Below are 20,372 nucleotides of genomic sequence, written 5' to 3' on the forward strand. Positions count from 1 at the left end.
GGCCTTACTTCCTGCCTGCAGGCGTGCCGGCCATCGCAGGACCGGTAATGAGGTGGGACACCACGATCTGCACCAGGGCCAGGGCCAGCAGCAGCACCAGCGGCAGGGACCAGCCGCCGGTGGCGCTGTGCAGCAGGCCCATGCCGAACGGGCCCGCGGTGGCCAGCAGATAACCCGATGACTGGGCCAGGGTGGACAGCGCCGTGGTCTCGGCGGTGCTGGTCCCGCTGCGGCTGATCATCACCATCACCAGGGGGAAGATGCCCAGGCCGAAGCCCAGCAGGACGGCCGGGATGGCCGCCAGCGCTACCGGGAGGGCCAGCAGCGATGCGATCCCCGCCGCCATGGTGATGCTCACCAGGTAGAACGCGGGACGAAGCATCCGGGGCCGGGAGCCCAGGGCAATCAGCACCATACCCGCCGGCACGGACACCAGCTGCATGAGGCCGAACATCAGCCCGCTGTCCGCCGCGCTCAGGCCCATGGTGGTGAGCATGTAGGGGAACCAGCTCAACAGGGCGTAGGCCAGCAGGGCCTGCAGGGTGAAGATCGCGGTGAGGAGCTGGCCCTTGCGGGTGCGCAGCAGCGGCCAGGGGGACACATGCCCGGCAGCGGAGCGGACGGTGTGCCGGTGGGCGTGCAAGGCCACCGGAAGGAAGCCGAGGAAAGCGGCCACGGCGGCGATGCCCACGGCACCCACCGCGGCGGACGGGGAACCCAGCGCGTGTGCCAGCGGAACCACAGCCACCGACGTGAGGGTGCCGCCGGTGGTCATGGTGACCGTGTAGACGGCGGTCATCAGCGACGTGCGGGCCGCGAAGTGCTCGCGGATGAAGGACGGCATGGCCACGTTGCAGATGGCCAGGCCTGACATTCCCACCACGCTGCCGGCCACCAGCATGCCCGTGGCGGGGATGCCGCGGAGGAGGAGACCGCCGGCCAGCAGGGCGAGCGACAGGAGGATGGCCTTCTCCACGCCCATCCTTCCGGTGAGCCAGGAGGTGGCTGCGCCGGCCACTGCGAAGCAGAGGGTGGGGATGGAGGGGATGATCGCGGCCACCAGCACCCCGTAGCCCAGTACTTCCTGCAGATCGTGCAGCAGTGCAGATGCGCCCGTGATACCCGCACGCAGGTTCAGTCCGATCAGCACCAGCGCAACCACGCCGAAGACGACGGCGGATCGCGGCCTGGCAGCGGCGCCGCCGCCATTGGCGAAGGCATCCACGTGGTTGGCCGGGGGAGCGGAAGCGGGGGGAGTGGCGGTCATACCCTCCACCATAAAGGTTAGACGTTTGATGTTTGAAGTTATGTGGCCCACCTCTCCGGCAGCCAGCTGCCTGCCATAGACTGCCAACGGACTGTCAGAGTGCCTGGCGCGGACCAGGCGGTGCGGAAGGACGGCTGTGGAAGCTTCCCGGGGACTCGAGATTGAGAAGAAGTACGACGTCGATGCCGGCGCCGTGGTGCCGCCACTGGAACAGGTCGTGGGGGTGGCCAGGACAGGCAATCCGCACACCGACCTGCTTGAGGCGGTGTATTTCGACACCCCCGGCCAGGTCCTGGCGTCACGCCGCATCACCTTGCGCCGCCGCACCGGCGGAAAGGACGCCGGGTGGCACCTGAAGATGCCGGCCGGGGCCGCAGCCGGCGAAGGGCCGCGGCAGCGGACTGAACTGCACGCGCCCCTGGGCCGGCCCGACGCCGTGCCGGATTCCCTGCTGATCCACCTGCACGCGTACCTTCGGGGCGCCGTTCCCGCGCCGGTGGTGCGGCTGGACACCAGGCGGACCACCTACCCCCTGTACGGGGAGCACGGCACCCACCTCGCTGACCTCGCGGACGACCACGTCAGCGCCGAACGGCTGGGGGAGGGCGGTACGGACGCACGGCAGGAGTGGCGCGAGTGGGAGCTGGAGCTGGTCCATGGCGACCCCGGCCTCTTCGGGCCGGTTGAGGAACTGCTCGCGGCCGCCGGCGCCCGGCCGGCCGGGCATGCCTCCAAACTGGTGCGCGCCCTGGGTGCCGGGACAAAGGCGGGGAAGCGGGCCGCTGCCGGTGAGGCGGATGCCGGACCCGAAGGCACCCCTGCCCTGCTGGCCGGGAAGCGGGCCCCGGCCGCCGCCGTCGTCACCGTGTACCTGGCTGGGCAGATCGACCAGATCCTCGCCGGGGATGCCGCCGTCCGCGCGGAGGAACCCGAGGCCATCCATAACATGCGCTCCGCCACGCGGCGGATCCGGTCCGTCCTGGCGGCCTATGCCAAGCTCTATCGCGCATCACCGGTGCGCAAGCTGCGGAGCGAACTGAAGTGGCTCGGCGGGCTGCTGGGCCAGCCGCGGGACGCCGAAGTCCTGCAGGCCCAGCTGCGGGACCAACTTGGCGGGCTGCCGGCCGGCGACGGCGTGGCCGGTGCCACGGCAACGGTGGAACAGCGCACGGGCGGGAATTACGACGCCGCGTACCGGCTCCTGCTCGAAGCCCTGGGATCGGGCCGATACTTCCGGCTCCTGGACAAGCTCGAGGATTTCCGGGACAACCCGCCCGTGCGCGCCGACGCAGTGGCACCGGGACGGCGGGCGGCGTCGAAAGCCGTGGACAAGGCTGCCAGGCGGCTGCAGCGCTCCCGCAAGGCCGCACGGCGCGCGCGGCGCGGCAGGGACCAGGAACTCGCGCTCCACCGCGTGCGCAAGGACGCAAAACGCCTCCGGCACGTGGCTGAATCGGCGGTCCCGGTCCATGGCAAACGCGCCGGCAAGGTGGCCAAGGCCGCCCGCCGGCAGCAAAAGGTCCTGGGCCAGTTCCAAGACGCGGTGGTGGCCCGCGACCTGCTGGCAGCCATCGCCGACGAGCACAGTGAGCCCGCCACGGCGGACATCTACACGGAACTGCTCAATCAGCAGGAGGAACGGATGGCCGCGGCCAAAGCCGGGTACCGCAAGGCCTGGAAGAAGTCGCGGGACCTGCTGCGCCGCAACGTGATCTGACGCGGACCGGTCCTACTTGCCCTGCCGTGCCGACAACCTGGCCACGGCCAGGGCCAGCCAGAGCTGCACCCGGTCCGCGGTGACGGCGGGGTCGTACCCGGTCAGCTCGGTGATCTGCGCCAGCCGGTACCGGACCGTGTTGCGGTGCAGCGTCAGTTCCTCCGCCACCGCAGCCACCGAACCGTTGTTGTTCAGGTAGCTCTCCAGCGTTCCCATCAGCTCCGAGCCGTGCGCGGCATCGAAGGAGCGCAGGGGATTGAGGGACTCGTGGGCCATGTCGGCCAGCGGTACGTCCTCGCTGGCCAGCAGCAGCGAGGTCAGGCTGAGCCGCTCCGGTTCGTTGACGGGGAGCCCATGGCTGGCGGCGTCGCGGGCCTCAAAGTAGCTCCAGCGCAGCCCGTTGGGTTTGGTGTAGGCCCCGCCGATGCCGATCGTGGCGTGGATCCCAGCTTCGGCGAGGTGGTCGCTCAGCTTCCGTGCCAGCGCCGGCGCCGTCCCGCCGTCGTCGTTGACCACCAGCACCAGGTCCTTGCCCACGACGGCGGCCACCGCCTTCTCCAGTTCCTGCGGCACCGAGGTGCTCCCCAGGGCCGTCCCATGGGCTGCGGAGACGGCCAGCAGCACCACGTTCTTGCGGGTGCTGTTCACGCCCATGCCCGCCAGGCGGCGCTGTGCCTCGCTGGTCTCCAGGGCGCCGTGGATGACGTCCTCCAGCACCTGGCCGCACAGGGCGCGCTGGGCCTGCCGCTGCTTGACCATGTTGTTCAGCTCCACGCTGATCAGGTTCTGCGCGTACCCGATGATGCCCGTGTCCTCGAACGGCTGGCGCACCCACAGCGTGCAGGCGTCCCGCCGCCCGGTGGGCACGGGGTAGCTGGACCACGTATCGGCCGACGGGTGGGCGCCGCCGCTGTTGTACAGCTGCGCGGTGAACTGGGTCAGCGCTATGTCCGTGCGCAGCATGCCGCCCAGGTTCTTCAGCAGTTCCGCCAGGCCGCCGCCGGTCAGCAACGCCCTGGCCAGCACCTGGTGCCCGGCGATCAGGCGTTCCAGCTTGGCGTAGTGGTCTGCCGACTGGGCATCGGCCACCAGTTTGGTAATGGCGATGAACGGGGTTTCGTAGGGCACTTCCACCACCGGCAGGCCCCACCTGTTGGCCTCGGCCAGGAGGGCCGGCGGCACCGCTTCATGGGACAGGCCCACGCCAAACCCGATGCCCACCGCCCCGGCCCGCTGCACCTGGCGGACGAACCGGCGCTGCTCCGGGGCGGACCGCAGCCGCAGCCCCGTGGTGAGGACCAGCTCCCCGCCGTTGAGGAACCGCTGAGGATCCTCCAGTTCGGTCACCGCCACCCAGTTGATGTCCTGGTTCCAGGTGGTTTCCGCTACGCCCGCCTTGGACAGCTTCAGGGACGTCACGCCCACCAGGGCGGCAAGGGAAATGGCCATAAAGCAAGGATAAACGTGAGCTGGGCAACCGCACTAAACCCCCTTGGCAAGGGTGTGCAGGTGGCTATTCACCCCGCTTGGGCGCTGGAATAGGCTCAAGGCAGTTCCATCCATCCGTCCTGGTCTCCGCCAAACGCCGATGGCCCATACGAAAGAGGTTGCACACCGTGGTCCAAACCTTGCAGAACTTCATCAACGGGAAGTTCGTCACCCCAGCCGGCACCACCCTGCTGGACGTGGTCAACCCCACCAACGGCGACGTGGTGGCCCATGCCCCGGTGTCGGTGCAGGCCGATGTGGACGCGGCCATGACGGCAGCCAAGGACGCCTTCAGGACCTGGAAGCACGTCACCCCGGGCCAGCGCCAGCTCATGCTGCTCAAGCTCGCCGACGCCATCGAGGCCAACAGCGACGAACTCGTCGAAGCCCAGCACCGCAACACCGGCCAGGTGCGCTCCCTCATCGCCTCCGAGGAAGTGGCTGCCGGCGCCGACCAGTTGCGCTTCTTCGCCGGTGCCGCCCGCATCCTGGAAGGCAAATCAGCCGGGGAGTACTTCGAGGGCCACACCTCCTACGTCCGCCGCGAACCCATCGGTGTGGTGGCCCAGGTGGCCCCGTGGAACTACCCCTTCCTGATGGCCATCTGGAAGATCGGTCCCGCGCTGGCCGCCGGCAACACCGTGGTGCTGAAGCCCTCCGACACCACCCCCGAGTCCACCCTGGTCCTGGCCCGCCTGGCCGGTGACATCCTGCCCGCAGGCGTCCTGAACGTGGTGCTGGGCACCGGTGAAACCGGGGCCCTGATGGTGGAGCACAAGGTCCCCGGCCTGGTGTCCATCACGGGGTCCGTCCGCGCCGGCATCGCCGTTGCCTCCGGTGCCGCCAAAGGCCTCAAGCGCGCCCACCTGGAACTCGGCGGCAAAGCCCCGGCCATCGTGTTCGCCGACGCCGACATCAAGAAGAGCGCCGCCGCCATCGCCGAGTTCGCGTTCTTCAACGCGGGCCAGGACTGCACCGCGATCACCCGGGTGCTGGTGCAGGAATCCGTGCACGACGACGTCGTGGCCGCCATGGTGGAACACACCAGGACCCTGCACACGGGCTCCCAGAACGACGAAGACAACTACTTCGGCCCGCTGAACAACGTGAACCACTTCAACGCCGTGACCTCCGTGGTGGAGAACCTGCCGGCCAACTGCCGGATCGAAACCGGCGGCCACCGGGCAGGGGAGAAGGGCTACTTCTTCGAGCCCACCATCATCACCGGCGCCAAGCAGACCGACGACGTGGTCCAGAAGGAAACGTTCGGCCCCGTCATCACCGTCCAGAAGTTCAGTACCGAAGAAGAAGCGGTGGAACTTGCCAACGATGTGGACTACGCCCTGGCCTCCAGTGTCTGGACCACCAACCACGGCACCGCCATGCGCCTGAGCCGCGACCTGGATTTCGGCGCCGTCTGGATCAACACCCACATCCTGCTCACCGCCGAAATGCCGCACGGCGGCTTCAAGCAGTCCGGCTACGGGAAGGACCTCTCCATGTATGGCGTGGAGGACTACACGCGCATCAAGCACGTGATGTCCGCCCTCGACTCCTGACCGTTTCCCCGTCCTCCCAGCCTGCCTGGAATTCCGGAATCGTAGAAAGAAAGCACCATGACCACCACCGCATCAGACATCACCTTCCGCCTGGACCAGAAGCGCAACGTCCAGGCCGACTTCCCGGGCCCCAAGTCCGTGGCACTGACTGAGCGCCGCAAGTCCGTGGTGGCTGCCGGCGTCGCCTCCAGCGTCCCGGTCTACGTTGCCGACGCCGACGGCGGCATCATCCACGACGTCGACGGCAACTCCTTCATCGACCTGGGCTCCGGCATCGCCGTGACCAGCGTGGGTGCATCCGATCCCGCCGTTGTGGGAGCAGTCAAGGAAGCCGTGGAGCACTTCACGCACACGTGCTTCATGGTCACCCCCTACGAGGGCTACGTGGCCGTTGCCGAACAGCTGAACCGCCTCACCCCCGGCGACCACGAGAAGCGCACGGTCCTCTTCAACTCCGGCGCCGAGGCAGTGGAGAACGCTGTTAAGGTGGCCCGCCTCGCCACCGGCCGGGACGCCGTCGTCGCCTTCGACCACGCCTACCATGGCCGCACCAACCTGACCATGGCGCTGACCGCCAAGGCCATGCCGTACAAGACCAACTTCGGTCCGTTCGCTCCCGAGGTCTACCGCATGCCCATGAGCTACCCGTACCGCGAGGAAAACCCCGCGATCACGGGCGCCGAGGCTGCCAAGCGCGCCATCACCATGATCGAGAAGCAGATCGGCGGGGACCAGGTCGCCGCGATCATCATCGAGCCCATCCAGGGCGAGGGCGGCTTTATTATCCCGGCCGAGGGTTTCCTGCCGGCACTGGCCGCCTGGGCCAAGGAAAAGGGCATCGTCTTCATCGCGGACGAGGTCCAGTCCGGCTTCTGCCGCACCGGCGAATGGTTCGCCGTCAACCACGAAGGCGTCGTCCCGGACATCCTGACCATGGCCAAGGGCATCGCCGGCGGCATGCCGCTGTCCGCTATCACCGGCCGCGCCGACCTCCTGGACGCCGTGCACCCCGGTGGCCTGGGCGGCACCTACGGCGGCAACCCGGTGGCCTGCGCCGCCGCCCTGGCGTCCATCGGTTCCATGGAGGAGTACGACCTGAACGGCCGCGCCCGCCACATCGAAGCCATCGCCACGGCACGCCTGCGCGACCTGCAGTCCGAGCTGGCCGGCGCCGGCAACGCCGTGATCGGCGACGTCCGCGGCCGAGGCGCCATGCTCGCCGTCGAACTCGTCCAGGCCGGTTCGAAGGAACCCAACCCGGACCTGACCAAGGCCGTCGCCGCCGCCTGCCTGAAGGAAGGCGTCATCATCCTCACCTGTGGCACGTACGGCAACGTCATCCGCCTGCTGCCTCCGCTGGTCATCACCGATGAACTGCTCGAAGACGGCCTGGAAGTCCTCGCCGCGGCCATCAAGGCCAACGCCTAGCAGCCCCACTCCGGAGTACCGGGAAAGGCAGCACCCCGCCGGGGTGCTGCCTTTTTCGTTGCCGGAAAGCCCGCATAGGGGGATACCTAGGCCCCGGCGCCGGACCGTGACAACTACCTAACATCCCGACCGGCGCGGCGGGCAGGCGTCGGTCCCCCAAAAACCCTTTGGTAAGTAGCCCCAAAAATCTTTATAGAGTACCCGTTACTCGTGTCCGCCCTCCGCCGGAATCCGTAATTTTGACCTATAAACGGGTGGGCAGTGCGCGACGCCGGATGCCTGAGGCGCCACCTGCCACCCCACACTGCGGAGCTGCTTTGGCGCTCCCCAAACAAGTCAGCCGCAGGGTAATGACGCTGCCCTGCCATGGCACTGACGACAGGAACTTCCACAACGCCTGGTGCATGGGCACCCCAGGTGGCGACACCCCATAGCCCAAATGACGCTCAACTTGCTCAAGACAGGGGGAAGGCAACGATGCAGCCTTCAGCAATGACGCAAGATTTACGGGGAAACGGGGAGGGCCTGTGGTGACGCACCCGGGGTCCTTCGCCGTGCCTTCAGCCGCAACCTTTGGCAGGGACGGCGCCATGTTCGAGAACCTGCTCAGTTTCGTGGCCCAGATGAGCCTGGTGCTGTGGGCCTTGGTGGTCCTCACCGTGATCATCCGCTTCGTGGGTATCCGGTTCTACCGCCACGCCGCACGCAGGGCCCTGGCCCGGATCACGGCCGCCACGGACATCCCGGCCGTTGCGGGTCCAGCCGCAGCCGCTGGTCCGGCAGGCTCCGCCGGGGTTGGCGTGGCAGGGGCTGCCGGGGCTGCCGCTGCACAAGCCGCCGCTGCAGCCGTCAAGCCGGCCATCGCCGTCGTGCCTGCTATCGCAGCCGGAATCGACCCGCTCCAACCGGCCAACGTCCCGCTGCCCGAAGCCCTCAGGAACGTGCTGGCCGCCAACTCCGCGGACGGGTGAGCGATGGATATCGCGCTCGTGGTCTTCTGGCTCTTCGCGGCCGTCAGCATCCTCTATGTGGTGCACTTTGGCCTGTACCTGGCCGGCGCCAACTTCTACGACATCTGGCAGCAGCGCCGGAAGGGACTCACGGGCGTCCGGCTTCCGTCCCAGTACCAGCCGGAATGTGCTTCCACCGCCACCTGGACCAGGCGGGCGCTCCCCGAGGTGCCGGGCCTGGTTTCCATCGTCATTGCGGCCCACAACGAGGAAGCAGTGATCGTCCGGACGTTGGATTCCATCCGGCGCAGCACCTACCCCGCCTTCGAAGTCCTCGTGGCGGACGACGCCTCGGCTGACCTCACCGGGCGCCTGGTCCGCGACTACCAGCTGCGCCATCCCGGGATGGACCTCCGCGTGGTGCGGATGCACCGCAACGTGGGAAAGGGGGCGGCGCTCAACTCGGTGCTGCGCCGGTTCGCGCGGGGCCAGTTCGTCATGACTCTCGACGCCGACTCGGTCATCCAGCCGGACGCCATCGCCAACGCGCTGTCATACTTCGACGATCCGTACGTGGCCGGCGTGGCAGCCAATGTCCAGATCATGGAGGACACCACGGCCCTTGGCATCCTGCAGCGCTTCGAACACATGATCGGCTACCGGTCCAAGAAGCTCTACTCGCTGCTGAACTGTGAGTTTGTGGTGGGTGGGGTGGCCTCCACCTACCGGATGCGCGTGCTGCGCAAGGTGGACTTCTATGACACGGACACGGTCACGGAGGACATCGGCCTGAGCGCGAAGGTCACGCACCTGGGCAACAGGCGCTTCCGGATGGTCTACGCCGCAGACGTCGTGGCAAAGACCGAAGGCGTACTGACCTTCCGCGCCCTGGTCAAGCAGCGTTTCCGCTGGAAATACGGCAGCATCCAGAACCTCATCAAGTACCGCAGCATGACCCTGAATCCGAGCTGCCGGTACAGCCGGACCCTGGCCTACTACCGGATGCCCATGGCCGTGCTGAGCGAGTTCACCCTGCTGGTCTCACCCCTGGCCTGGACGTACGCCGTGTACTGGTCGCTGGCCACATACACGCCGGCGCTCATCATCGGCTCATACGCAACCATCACGGCCTACACCCTGCTGACGGTCCTCATGGACGAGAACCTCACGCCACGGGAACGGACCCGGCTGTGCATGTACGCGCCCACCGCCTACTTCCTGTTCTACATCATGGACCTGGTCCAACTGTCTGCAGCTGTCCGCTGCATCGCCCGGTCCCGCGGCCTGGTCAGGCGGCCTGAGATCAACACCTGGAAGTCTCCGCAGCGGGCCGGCAGCGTGGCGGTGGCCAGCCGTGCCGCCTAGGGCCAGGCGGGTCCGCCGGGTACTGCTGAATCCGTTTGTCGTCATCTCCGTCGTGGTCCTGTTGATCACCGCGGGGTGGTTCATCTACACGGGCAGGCTGGGCAGCTTCGCCCAGGCGCGGCCCGGGGCCAACCTGCTCCCGGCGCTTTTTCCCGCCGTAGCCGGACCCGTCGCCACACCCGGGCCCGCGCCGTCGGCCGGTTCCTCGGTGGCACCTTCCGGCGCGTGGACCGCGGCGCACAGCGGGGGTGCAAAAACGTCCCTGAACCTGGTGCCCGGGCAGATGGGGGCGCAGGCACTGAAGCTTGACGTCACGGACTATGTATCCGGCGACGTTACCCTGACCAGCCCGCGCGTGGACCTGATCCCAGGGACCACTTATCTCTTCAAGGTGTTCACCACGACTGAATCCGATTTCCGGCTCCTGGCCCGGAAGTACCACAAGGATGGAAGCGCCACCCTGGAGCAGCTGCGGAACCCAGTGGAACGGCCAGGCACCACGGCGTTCACGGTCAGCGACGCCTTCAACAGCGGCGACTCCGTCACTGCGGTGGAATACGTCTTCCGCTTCGCCTCCGCCGGCTCCGCCCGGGTGGAAGGGGCCTACCTCGAAGCAGCGGCCGACGTCCAGCTTCCGCCGCCCGCAGTGGATGGTCCCAACATGGTCCCCAACCCGGGATTCGCAGGCACCGACCCGAACCAACCAGCCTCCTGGTCCCCCTACTCGTCGGGAACGTCAACGGTGGAGTCAGGCCGCGGCGAGGACGGACGCGGCAGCTTCCTGTGGACCCGGATCGGGAACTACCAGAACGGTGAGGCGAAGTGGCAGTACCAGCCCGTCCCGGTGACCCAGGACCGCTATTTCAGGTTCGGCGCGGCTTACAAGGCTGAACGCGAGGTGGACGTGGTGGCCGAGTTCGAGCTGGTGGGCGGCGGACGGACGTTCCGGAACCTCGAGACCGTGCCGCCGGCAGGGGAATGGACCACCATCAGCGAGGCATTCCAGGTCCCGGCCGGCGCCGTCAACGCCATGGTCACCCTGGTGGCACATGGCAACGGGAGCACCGCCGTCCGCAACTTTTCGCTCACGGACATCACCAAGCCAGGTCCGCTGCGGTGGAACCAGCCCATGGTGTCCATCACGTTCGACGACGGGTGGCAGTCCGTATACGACCGGGCGCTGCCGCTCCTGGCCAAGCACGGTTTCCGGTCCACCCAATATGTGAACGCCAGCTCCATCGAGACGCCGGACTTCATCACCGGTGCGGAAGTCCAGCAGTTGCACCAGGCCGGGCACGAGATCGCCGCGCACGCCTACCAGCACGTCGACCTCACATCCGTGGGCGCCGACCGCCTGGACGAGGAACTGCGCAGAAGCGAGGACGCGCTGGCCGCGGCAGGCCTTCCCACGGACGACCTTGCGCCGCCGTACGGCAGGACCGACGCCCAGGTGGACTGGTATGCGGCCCAGTACTTCAAGATCATGCGGGGCACTGATGACGGCATCAACACCAGGCAAAACATCAATCCGCATGACCTGAAAGTCCTCTACGTCACCGACGCGACCACGACGGAAACGCTGAAGGAAGCGCTTGCCGAGACCGCCCGGTCCAACGGCTGGCTGATCCTGGTCTACCACCAGATCGCTGCCCCCGATTCGTCGGGGACCCAGAAAAACACCATTGCGGGGGACAGGAGCACCATCACCAGCGATGTCCTCGCAACCCAGCTGCAGCTCATCGACGACAGCGGGATCCAGGTACAACCGGTCGCGCGGGCGTTCGAGCAGCTGCAGGGCCCGTGACCACCACTGACGCGGTGAAACGCGGCGCCTTCGCCACCCGAAAGAAGGAGAAAGTCATGATCACATCCAGATCCGGCCTGGTGCGCCGCCGCGCCAGGCTCCTGACCATCGGGGTGGCTGTGTGGGCAATAGCCGCCGCGCTGCTGTCCCCCGCGGCCGCGAATGCCGCCGTCGATAACCCCGCACCGACTCCGCTCGTGTCCTTCACCTTCGACGACGGGATGCAGAATGCCCTGACGCAGGCGGCCCCCACCCTCAAGAAGTACGGGCTCACCGGCACCAGCTACGTCATCACCAACTGCGTGGGGATGACCACGGTGCCGAACACCTGCCGCGCCAACACCGACGTTCCGTACATGACGTGGGACCAGGTCACCCAGCTGCAGAACACCTACGGCTGGGAGATCGGCTCGCACACCGTTGACCACCAGTGCCTTGTGAGCGTGGGCAATGACTGCCAGGCCACCAAACTGACGGCCGCCCAGGTGGACGCCGAACTGGCCAACAGCAAGGCAGCACTGGCCGCCCACGGGTTCAACGCCACCGCCTTGGCCACACCTTACGGGGACTACGACATGTCCGCGCTCGCCCGGATAGCGAAGTACTACACCTCGATGCGTGGCTTTGCCGACGTCGGCAACAACATCTGGCCCCTCGGTGACCTGCTGCTCCACAACACCCCGGTGCAGGAAGCCACCACCCCGGTCTCCACGCTGAAGGCGAAGGTTGACGAGGCCATCGCCAACAGGACCTGGGCCATCTTCACGTTCCACGACATCCGGCCATCGCCGAGCCAGAACCCGGACGACTACCAGTACGGCACGGCCGAGCTGGACCAGCTGGCCGCCTACGTGCAGACCAAGGTGGCGGCCGGGCAAATCAGGAACGTCAACGTCAGCAAGGGCCTGGTAAACGGCAGCCCCAACCTGCTTCCCAACCCCACATTCAATAACGGCATCGCCGACGGTTGGCGCACCGACGCCCCGGCCACGATCACCGCGGACTCGGGGACCAACGGCAGCTTCCCGGACCCCGCCAAGTCCGTAAAGCTGGTCTCGGGCGCCGCTGCAGGCCACCTGTTCTCACCGAAGGTAGCGGTCTCGGCGGCCAACAGCTACCTGTACAAGGCGTACCTCAACGTCGCTGCCATTTCCTCCGGGGAAGTGGGCTTCTACGTGGACGAGTACAACGCGGCCGGGCAGTGGATTTCCGGACAGTTCCGCAAGCGGGAAAACAGCCGCTGGGTGGAGTCGATGAACTTCACCTACACGCCAAGCTCCACCAGCGTTGCCACTGCCAGCCTGCAGGTCTACGTGACCGGAACCGGCATCACCGCCTACCTGGACAACATGCAGATGATGGCGCTCGGGGCGGGTTCCACCACGCCGGCGCCGAACCTCGTGGCGAATGGCACCTTTGATGCCGGCATCGGCTCGGGCTGGCGGACGGACTCCGCCACCACCATCGTGGCTGACGCGGCCAACCATGGCAGCCCGGCCAATCCGGTTAACTCGGTCAAGATGACGGCCACCACGGCCAACAAGCACCTGTTCTCCCCGCAGGTGGCCGTGGCTCCAGGCAGCTATAAGATTGCCAGCTACCTCAACATCACGGCGCGGACCAGCGGCGAGATGGGCTTTTACATCGACGAATACAATTCCGCCGGGCAATGGATCTCAGGGCAGTGGAAGCTTGGGGTCTCAACAGCCGGCGTGACCAATGTGGACCTCACGTACTCGCCGAGCAGCACCTCTGTGGCCAAGGCAAGCCTGCAGGTGATCGTCCAGGGCAACTCGGGACTGAAGGCCTACTTCGACGACGTCCGCTGGACCAAGTCCTAGCACCACCAGGTCCCGGCAGCAGGGGAGAGGACGGAGGATGGGCGGGCACCGGCACGCACTGACAGTGGTGCTGGTGTCCGCCCTCCTCGTGATCCTCTCTTCCTGCACACCGCCCAAGCCCGATGTGACGCTGGACCTGCTGGATGGTGACTGGCAGGACGTTCCCGGTGTCCGGGCAGCGGAGGGTGCCCTCCAGGTGACGCCCACCGCCAGGCGCATCGTGGAGCAGAGCGGGGAGGGAGGCCAGCCAAACCCCCCGCTCAACCTCGCCGGCACCCACTTGGTGGTCGGCGGTGATTTTTCGCTTTCCGCCACTTTTGCGCACGTGACAGCGGACGCATCCTGGGCCCTGTATGACCGGCCGCCCGTCATCGCGGATGAGTTCCGGGTGGAGCCGGCCGGCCTGCGGCTAACCCTCCAGGGCAATGACCTCAGGATTGCGGTCTTCGACGGGACACAGAAGAAGGACGTGTCCCAGCCGAAGCCCGTGCACGAGGAACACGTGACCGTGAAAGATCCCGGGGCTCCCCTCACCGTGCGCCGCTCCGGCGACTCCCTGGCCTTTTCCAGCGGCACCGGCACCCTTTCCACGATGCCCCTGGGCAAGGTTTTTTCATCCGGTGAACTGTGGCTGGGGTTCTCCAGCGAATCCGGGGATTTCGACATCACCACGCTCACGGCGGTTGCGCCGGGAAATACCGGACTGCGGACGTCGGGGGCCGCCGTGGCAGATCTCCAGCCGTCAAAGGACGGCCTGCAGGCGCTCGCCGCCAGGACCCGTCCCGACTTCCTGATGGGCGCGGCCGTGGCACTGGGCCCGCTCACCGGCGACGCCGACTATGCCCGGGAGTTCGTGGGGAACTTCGGCGCCCTCACGCCGGAAAACGCCATGAAGCCGCAGTTCCTCTCCCCGCAGCAGGGCGTGTACACCTTCGAGGAGGCTGATGCGATCCTTACCATTGCGCGGAGCAAAGGCATTGCGGTGCACGGCCACACCATCGCCTTCACGGAGGCCATGCCCCGCTGGATGCAGGACCTGCCTGCCGGTTCCGAGGCTGAGCGCCGGGCCAGCGGCGCTGCCCTCCTGGACTACATCGCCACGGTGGTGGGGCACTTCAAAGGCCGGCTGGCGTCCCTCGACGTGGTCAACGAGCCTTTCGACGTGGACCAGGGAACCAGCATGCAGCAAAACATCTGGTACCGCGTCTTTGGGCCGGGCTATCCGGCCGTGGTCTCCAAAGCCGTCTACGCAGCCGATCCGGACGTCAAGCAGTACATCAACGAAAACGGCGCCGACGTGCCGGGACGCCGCCAGGACGCGCTGCTCAAACTCATCCTGGACGCCAACGCGCAGGGCGGCCACATCTACGGCGCAGGCCTCCAGGCGCACGTCTATGACCTGGGAACTGACGCCATTACCGCGGACGGCCTCTCCCGCACGCTCAAACACTTCGGGGACGCCGGGCTGCGGGTCCGGATCTCCGAGAACGACGTCACGGACGACCACGGGACCGAAGCCCAGGCGGAGCAGTACGCCGCGGTGGTGTCCACCTGCCTGCGTTCGCGCTCCTGCATTTCCTACACCACCTGGGGCGTCGATGACCGCTATGACTGGTGGATCGACGACGGCGGGACCCTGCAACAGGGGCACGACCACCTGTTCAACAACGGCAAGCCCACCCCTGCCTACGACGCCGTCAAGCGCGCCCTGGGCGGCTGACGCAGGCGTCTGCCGGACAGGCCCGGAGGTCAGGCGCTTTGGCGGGCCGCCGCCCTGCGGGCCAGGGAATTGCGGCGCGCCGTCCGCAGCATGTCCAGGGTCAACAGCAGCAGGGCCAGCCACACCACGCCGAAACCAATCCAGCGCTCAACCGTCATGGCCTCCCGGAACACCAGCAGTGCCACCAGGAACTGCAGGACTGGAGCAAAGTACTGGAGCAGGCCGATGGTGGTCATGGGCAGCCGCCGGGCGGACGCACCGAAGAAGAGCAACGGAACAGCGGTGATCACGCCTGAGGCCAGCAGCAGCCAGAAATGGCCCGCACCCTGGGACGTCAGGGTTGAGTTTCCTCCTGCAGCCAGGACCACCATGGCCACGGCCGCGAACGGGGCGAGCACCATGGTTTCCACGCTCAGGCTGGTGATGGCGTCCACCCTCGATCCCACCCGGTTCTTGACGAAGCCGTACAAGCCAAAGCTGAACGCCAGGGTGAGTGCGATCCACGGCAGTTTCCCATAGGAGTAGGTGAGGACGCCCACCGCCACGAAGCCGACGCCGACGGCGGTCCACTGGAGCGGCCGAAGCCTTTCCTTCAGGACCAGCACCCCCAGGAGGACGGATACGAGCGGGTTGATGAAATAGCCCAGCGACGTTTCCACGGCCTGCCCGGTGGTGACGCCATAGGTGTACGTCAGCCAGTTGATGGCGATCAGGAACGCCGCCAGCGCCAGGGAACCGAAGACGCGGCGGTCCTTCAATGCCGCCGCCAGCACGCTCCACGCCCTGGTGACCGTGATCAGGAGGGCGCAGAAAATCAGCGACCACACCACGCGGTTGGCCACGATTTCCACTGCGCCGGCGGGCATCAGGACAAAGAAATACAGGGGGAGCAGCCCCCACAAAACGTACGCGCCGACGCCAAACAGCATCCCCGCCGTCGAGTCCTTGGCGGCCTGCCCCGGAGCCCCCGGCCCGGATCCTCCCGGGGCGGCTGCTGCCGGGGTGGCGACGGATGTGGCGTGGGAGGTTCGTTCTGGCGTGGGCACGAAGTCAATAACAGCATCCCCGGGGCAGGTATTCCTGCAGACTGGCGGTATTCCGCAAAATAATCAGTAGGCTTGCTTTCATGACACGTGCGCCTTTCCCGGAACCCGCCCGATGAGGCTCCGGCGCAGCAACGCCTCCGGCCGCGGCTACCGCAGGGTGGCTGCCGGCAAGGGCTTCAGTTACCGGGACTTGGACGGTTCCACCCTGCCACCGGGCCCCATCCGGGACCGGCTGGACAGCATTGGCATCCCGCCGGCCTGGACGGATGTCTGGATCGCCCCATTCGAGAACGGGCACATCCAGGCGACCGGCGTGGACGCGGTGGGCCGCCGCCAGTACATCTACCATCCGGAGTGGCGCGAGCGGAAGGACCGGGTGAAGTTTGACCGGTCCCTCCAGTTGGCCGAATCGCTGCCCACGGCCCGACGGCGGGTCACCATGGACCTGCGCGGTGAGGGCTTCAGCCGCGACCGTGTCCTGGCGGCCGCATTCCGGATGCTGGACAGCGGATCCCTGCGTGTGGGTTCGGAACGGTACACCAACGAGAACGGCAGCAGGGGCCTGGCCACCCTGCTGTGTGCCCACGTCCAAGTGCGGAAGGACCGGATCCTGCTGCGCTTCCCTGCCAAGAGCGGAAAAGACTGGGAATCGGAAATCCGCGATGCCGACCTCGCCGCACTCCTGCGCCTGCTGAAGCGGCGGGGCGGCAATGCCCGGCTGCTGGCCTACAAGGAGGGCAGGACCTGGCGTCCGGTCACCAGTGCCGACATCAACGCCTACGTCAAGGAACGCACCGGCTCCGACTTCACGGCGAAGGACTTCAGGACCCTGCGCGGCACGGTAGCGGCAGCCCAGAGCCTGGCACGGACCGGAGTCCAGCGGACAGTGGCCAAGCGGAAGCGGGCCATCAGCCGCGCCATGGTGGACGCCTCGGAGACGTTGGGAAATACCCCCTCCATTGCCCGCAAAAGCTACGTGGACCCCCGGGTGGTGGACCATTACCACGACGGCGAAACCATCGATCCGAAACGGCTGGACTCGGCGGAGTCTGAACTCCGGGCGCTCCTGTACCGCGAAGGCAAGGTAGTGGCCCTGGCCGCCAACTAGAATGGGGGACTGTGCGCTGCACCATGCCGCGCACCCTCATGAAACATGAGCAGCACCAGTTCAGAAGGGTTCCCGGTGTCCAATCACAGCGAAACCGCCGCCAACCGTCCCCTCCGCGTCGCCATTGTCGGCGCGGGACCGGCAGGAGTCTATGCTGCGGACATCCTCACCAAGTCCAGTGGTGTCAAGGACGGCGACTTCCAGGTCAGCATCGACCTTTTCGAGGCGTACCCGGCACCCTACGGGCTGATCAGGTACGGCGTGGCACCGGACCATCCCCGCATCAAGGGCATCGTCAACGCCCTGCACAAGGTCCTGGACCGGGGTGACATCAGGTTCCTGGGCAACGTGACCTACGGCCGGGACCTCACGCTGCATGATTTCCGGGCTTTCTACGACGCCGTGATCTTCTCCACGGGTGCCATCAAGGACGCCGACCTGGACGTTCCGGGCATCCACCTGCGGGGCTCTTTCGGCGGTGCCGACTTCGTGTCCTGGTATGACGGCCATCCGGACGTGCCGCGGGAGTGGCCGCTGGAGGCCAAGGAAATCGCGGTGATCGGCAACGGCAATGTGGCCCTGGACGTGGCCCGCATGCTGGTCAAGCACCCCGAGGAACTGCTGACCACCGAGATCCCGGACAACGTCTACCAGGGCCTGAAAGCATCCCCCGTCACGGACGTCCACGTCTTCGGCCGCCGCGGCCCCGCCCAGGTCAAGTTCACCCCGCTGGAGCTGCGGGAACTGAGCCACATGAACGACGTCGACATCGTCCTCTACCCCGAGGATTTTGAGTTCGATGACGCCTCGGACGAGGCCATCCGCACCAACAACCAGGTCAAGACCATGGTGAACACCCTCACCAACTGGCTGGTGGAGGAACACGCCGAGTCGGACAACCCTTCCTCCCGCAGGCTGCACCTGCACTTCCTGCACAGCCCCGTCGAAGTGCTCGACGACGGCACGGGCACGGTGGGCGGCATCAAGTTCGAGCGCATGCAGCTGGACGGGACCGGCAACGCCAAGGGCACGGGGGAGTACGTGGAGTACCCGGTCCAGGCTGTCTACCGTGCCATCGGCTACCACGGCTCAGCGCTGGATGAACTGGAGTACGACGCCAAGCGCGGCGTCATCCCGAATGAGGGCGGCCGTGTCCTGGACGCCGACGGCAGCCCGGTTCCGGGCATCTACACCACGGGCTGGATCAAGCGCGGCCCCGTGGGGTTGATCGGCCACACCAAGGGCGATGCGCTGGAAACCATCGGCTTCCTGCTGGAGGACCGGCTGAACCTCCCGCCGGCCACGAACCCGGATCCGCAGGCCATCATCGACCTGCTGGAAGAGCGCGGCATTGAATACACCACCTGGGAAGGCTGGAACAAGCTCGACGCCCACGAGGCGGGCCTCGGTGCCGCCTGGACCGGGCCCGAGGGACTGGACCACATGGTCCGCGAACGCATCAAGGTGGTGCCGCGCGAGGAGATGATCCGCATCTCCCGCGGCTGACACGGGTGGCCCGGTCCGGCTATGCTGGCTGGGCCACCCCCATCCCAGGACAGCCGGTCCACACCCCGGAACGGGAGTTCGATGACGAACCTGCTCCACCCTGAACCACGCCAGCGTGCCGCGCTGGCCGGCCACGAGCGCCTGGGCTCGGACCCCGGCAACCTCACCCCCGAGATCCCCGGGCTGCGCAACCTCATCAAGGAGTCCTGGCAGAGGTCTGCCAGTTTCAAGGCCAACCCCGACAACGCGGCGGCGCCGCTGGCCCTGGACTGGGAAGAGTTGGAGGACTACCGCCGGCAGCATCCCCTGGCGGCAATCATGCCGGTCATCAACAAGCTCCTGGTCCAGCCCAGCCATGACAGCGGGCTGCTGGTTGCGGTGGGCGATGAAGTGGGCAGGCTGCTGTGGGTGGATGGGGACCCCACCCTCCAGCGCCGCGCCGAAGGCATGATGTTCGTTCCGGGTGCCGACTGGTCCGAGGCCAGCGTCGGCACCAGCGCCCCGGGCACCGCCCTCGCCCTCGGCCGGGGCATCCAGATCGCCGGCGCCGAGCACTACCAGCGGACCGTCCATCCCTGGAGTTGCACCGCCGTCCCCTTCCACGACCCCGACTCCGGCGCCGTGCTCGGCGTGGTGGACATTACCGGAACGGCCACCGCGGTGGCGCCGCACACTCTCTCGCTCGTGGAGGCCACTGTTGCTGCCGCACAGGCGCAGCTGCGGGTTGAGCGCCTTCAGCTCGCGGCGGAGCTCGCCAGGAAACCTGCACGACGGCGGTCCCCGTCAGCCGCAGCCAGGCAGGGGCAGGGCGGCACTGAAGGCGGCCGTGTCCAGGAAGGCAGCCTTTACCGGAACAGCCTGCAGTTGCTGGGGCGCGACCAGGCGCTGCTCAGCCTGGGCGGCAGGACGGTTTCCCTGTCCGCGCGGCACAGCGAGATCCTGGCCCTCCTGAGCGCACATCCGGACGGACTCAGTGCCGAGGAACTCTGTTCCCTGCTATACCCGGGGGATGGCTCCACCATCACGCTCCGGGCTGAGATGGTGCGGCTGCGCAAGGTCATCCAGCAGCTGAGCCCGGATGCTGTCCCGGGCTCCCGCCCCTACCGGCTCCCGGTGGACCTGGTGCCGGACACCGGCCAGGTGCTCAGCTGCCTGCAGCGCGGTGCGCACCGGATCGCCCTGGAAATCTACCGCGGCGGCGTGCTCCCGCGCTCGGAGGCACCCGGCATCCTTGACCTTCGGAACCGGGTTTCGTCCCTGCTCAGGGAGGCGGTCCTCACGGACGGCAGCGCCGAGTCCTTGCTCAAGTACGCTGCGCTCCCGGAGGCAAGGGACGACGTCGTTATCCGCCGCGCCGCGCTCCGCCTCCTGCCGCCGCGCTCACCCAAGCGGGCCGCCGTCGTCGCCGACCTGGAACGGCTGGAAGCCGAGCTCCGCGCCTGAAACCCGGCGCAGCCGGCACCTGTTGTGACCTGCGTCGCATCGGTGCAACCTTGCTGCAACCTCCCTGCTCCTACGCTGGCTTCATCGGCGAGCGCCCTTACGGGCCAGCCTTCTGCACAGCAAAGGAGCT

At 67.3% G+C, this 20,372-nt stretch carries 14 protein-coding genes; 11 read left to right on the top strand and 3 right to left on the bottom strand.

Annotated elements, in window-relative coordinates:
• Nucleotides 1–4: 4 nt before the first annotated feature.
• Complete coding sequence (locus HNO81_RS00535; RefSeq protein WP_175316217.1) at nt 5–1,267, bottom strand: CynX/NimT family MFS transporter; 1,263 nt, start codon at nt 1,265–1,267, stop codon at nt 5–7.
• Between the two features lie 136 nt (nt 1,268–1,403).
• On the opposite strand from HNO81_RS00535, the gene HNO81_RS00540 reads away from it, so the two are divergent.
• Nucleotides 1,404–2,984, top strand: a complete 1,581-nt coding sequence (locus HNO81_RS00540) for a CYTH and CHAD domain-containing protein (RefSeq protein WP_175316218.1) — start codon at nt 1,404–1,406, stop codon at nt 2,982–2,984.
• A 12-nt stretch (nt 2,985–2,996) separates the two neighbouring features.
• On the opposite strand, the gene HNO81_RS00545 is transcribed toward HNO81_RS00540, so the two are convergent.
• On the bottom strand, nt 2,997–4,433 hold the full coding sequence (locus tag HNO81_RS00545) for a PucR family transcriptional regulator (RefSeq protein ID WP_175316219.1): 1,437 nt from the start codon (nt 4,431–4,433) through the stop codon (nt 2,997–2,999).
• Between the two features lie 167 nt (nt 4,434–4,600).
• On the opposite strand from HNO81_RS00545, the gene HNO81_RS00550 reads away from it, so the two are divergent.
• From HNO81_RS00550 to HNO81_RS00580, 7 genes are all read left to right on the top strand, one after another.
• Nucleotides 4,601–6,031, top strand: a complete 1,431-nt coding sequence (locus HNO81_RS00550; protein ID WP_175316220.1) for a gamma-aminobutyraldehyde dehydrogenase — start codon at nt 4,601–4,603, stop codon at nt 6,029–6,031.
• A 57-nt stretch (nt 6,032–6,088) separates the two neighbouring features.
• Nucleotides 6,089–7,459 (top strand): 4-aminobutyrate--2-oxoglutarate transaminase, encoded by a 1,371-nt coding sequence (gabT, locus tag HNO81_RS00555; RefSeq protein ID WP_175316221.1) that lies wholly within the window; start codon nt 6,089–6,091, stop codon nt 7,457–7,459.
• A gap of 527 nt (nt 7,460–7,986) precedes the next feature.
• Nucleotides 7,987–8,430, top strand: a complete 444-nt coding sequence (locus tag HNO81_RS00560; protein ID WP_175316222.1) for a hypothetical protein — start codon at nt 7,987–7,989, stop codon at nt 8,428–8,430.
• Between the two features lie 3 nt (nt 8,431–8,433).
• Nucleotides 8,434–9,774 carry a glycosyltransferase gene (locus HNO81_RS00565; protein WP_175316223.1) on the top strand — a complete coding sequence of 447 codons (1,341 nt, stop codon included), beginning with the start codon at nt 8,434–8,436 and terminating at the stop codon, nt 9,772–9,774.
• On the top strand, nt 9,764–11,578 hold the full coding sequence (locus HNO81_RS20335) for a polysaccharide deacetylase family protein (RefSeq protein ID WP_175316224.1): 1,815 nt from the start codon (nt 9,764–9,766) through the stop codon (nt 11,576–11,578). Before HNO81_RS00565 ends, HNO81_RS20335 begins: the two co-directional genes overlap by 11 nt.
• A gap of 56 nt (nt 11,579–11,634) precedes the next feature.
• Nucleotides 11,635–13,419, top strand: a complete 1,785-nt coding sequence (locus HNO81_RS00575) for a polysaccharide deacetylase family protein (protein WP_175316225.1) — start codon at nt 11,635–11,637, stop codon at nt 13,417–13,419.
• Nucleotides 13,420–13,456: 37 nt separating this feature from the next.
• Nucleotides 13,457–15,139, top strand: a complete 1,683-nt coding sequence (locus tag HNO81_RS00580; RefSeq protein WP_175316226.1) for an endo-1,4-beta-xylanase — start codon at nt 13,457–13,459, stop codon at nt 15,137–15,139.
• 29 nt (nt 15,140–15,168) lie between these two features.
• Here HNO81_RS00580 and rarD read toward each other — a convergent pair whose 3' ends face one another.
• Entirely contained in the window at nt 15,169–16,194 is a 1,026-nt protein-coding gene (gene rarD / locus HNO81_RS00585; RefSeq protein ID WP_371818142.1) for an EamA family transporter RarD, read from the bottom strand.
• Between the two features lie 103 nt (nt 16,195–16,297).
• Between rarD and HNO81_RS00590 the strand changes: the two genes are divergently transcribed.
• The 3 genes from HNO81_RS00590 to HNO81_RS00600 all read left to right on the top strand — a co-directional run bounded on the left by HNO81_RS00590 (nt 16,298) and on the right by HNO81_RS00600 (nt 20,242).
• Nucleotides 16,298–17,293, top strand: a complete 996-nt coding sequence (locus HNO81_RS00590) for a DNA topoisomerase IB (protein ID WP_175316227.1) — start codon at nt 16,298–16,300, stop codon at nt 17,291–17,293.
• 45 nt (nt 17,294–17,338) lie between these two features.
• A complete protein-coding gene (locus tag HNO81_RS00595; RefSeq protein WP_217508944.1) occupies nt 17,339–18,799 on the top strand; it encodes an FAD-dependent oxidoreductase in 1,461 nt (486 codons plus the stop codon).
• A gap of 81 nt (nt 18,800–18,880) precedes the next feature.
• A complete protein-coding gene (locus HNO81_RS00600) occupies nt 18,881–20,242 on the top strand; it encodes a GAF domain-containing protein (protein ID WP_175316228.1) in 1,362 nt (453 codons plus the stop codon).
• Nucleotides 20,243–20,372 lie beyond the last annotated feature (130 nt).

This window comes from Pseudarthrobacter sp. C4D7 (genome assembly GCF_013359725.1).
Classification (GTDB): Bacteria; Actinomycetota; Actinomycetes; order Actinomycetales; family Micrococcaceae; genus Arthrobacter.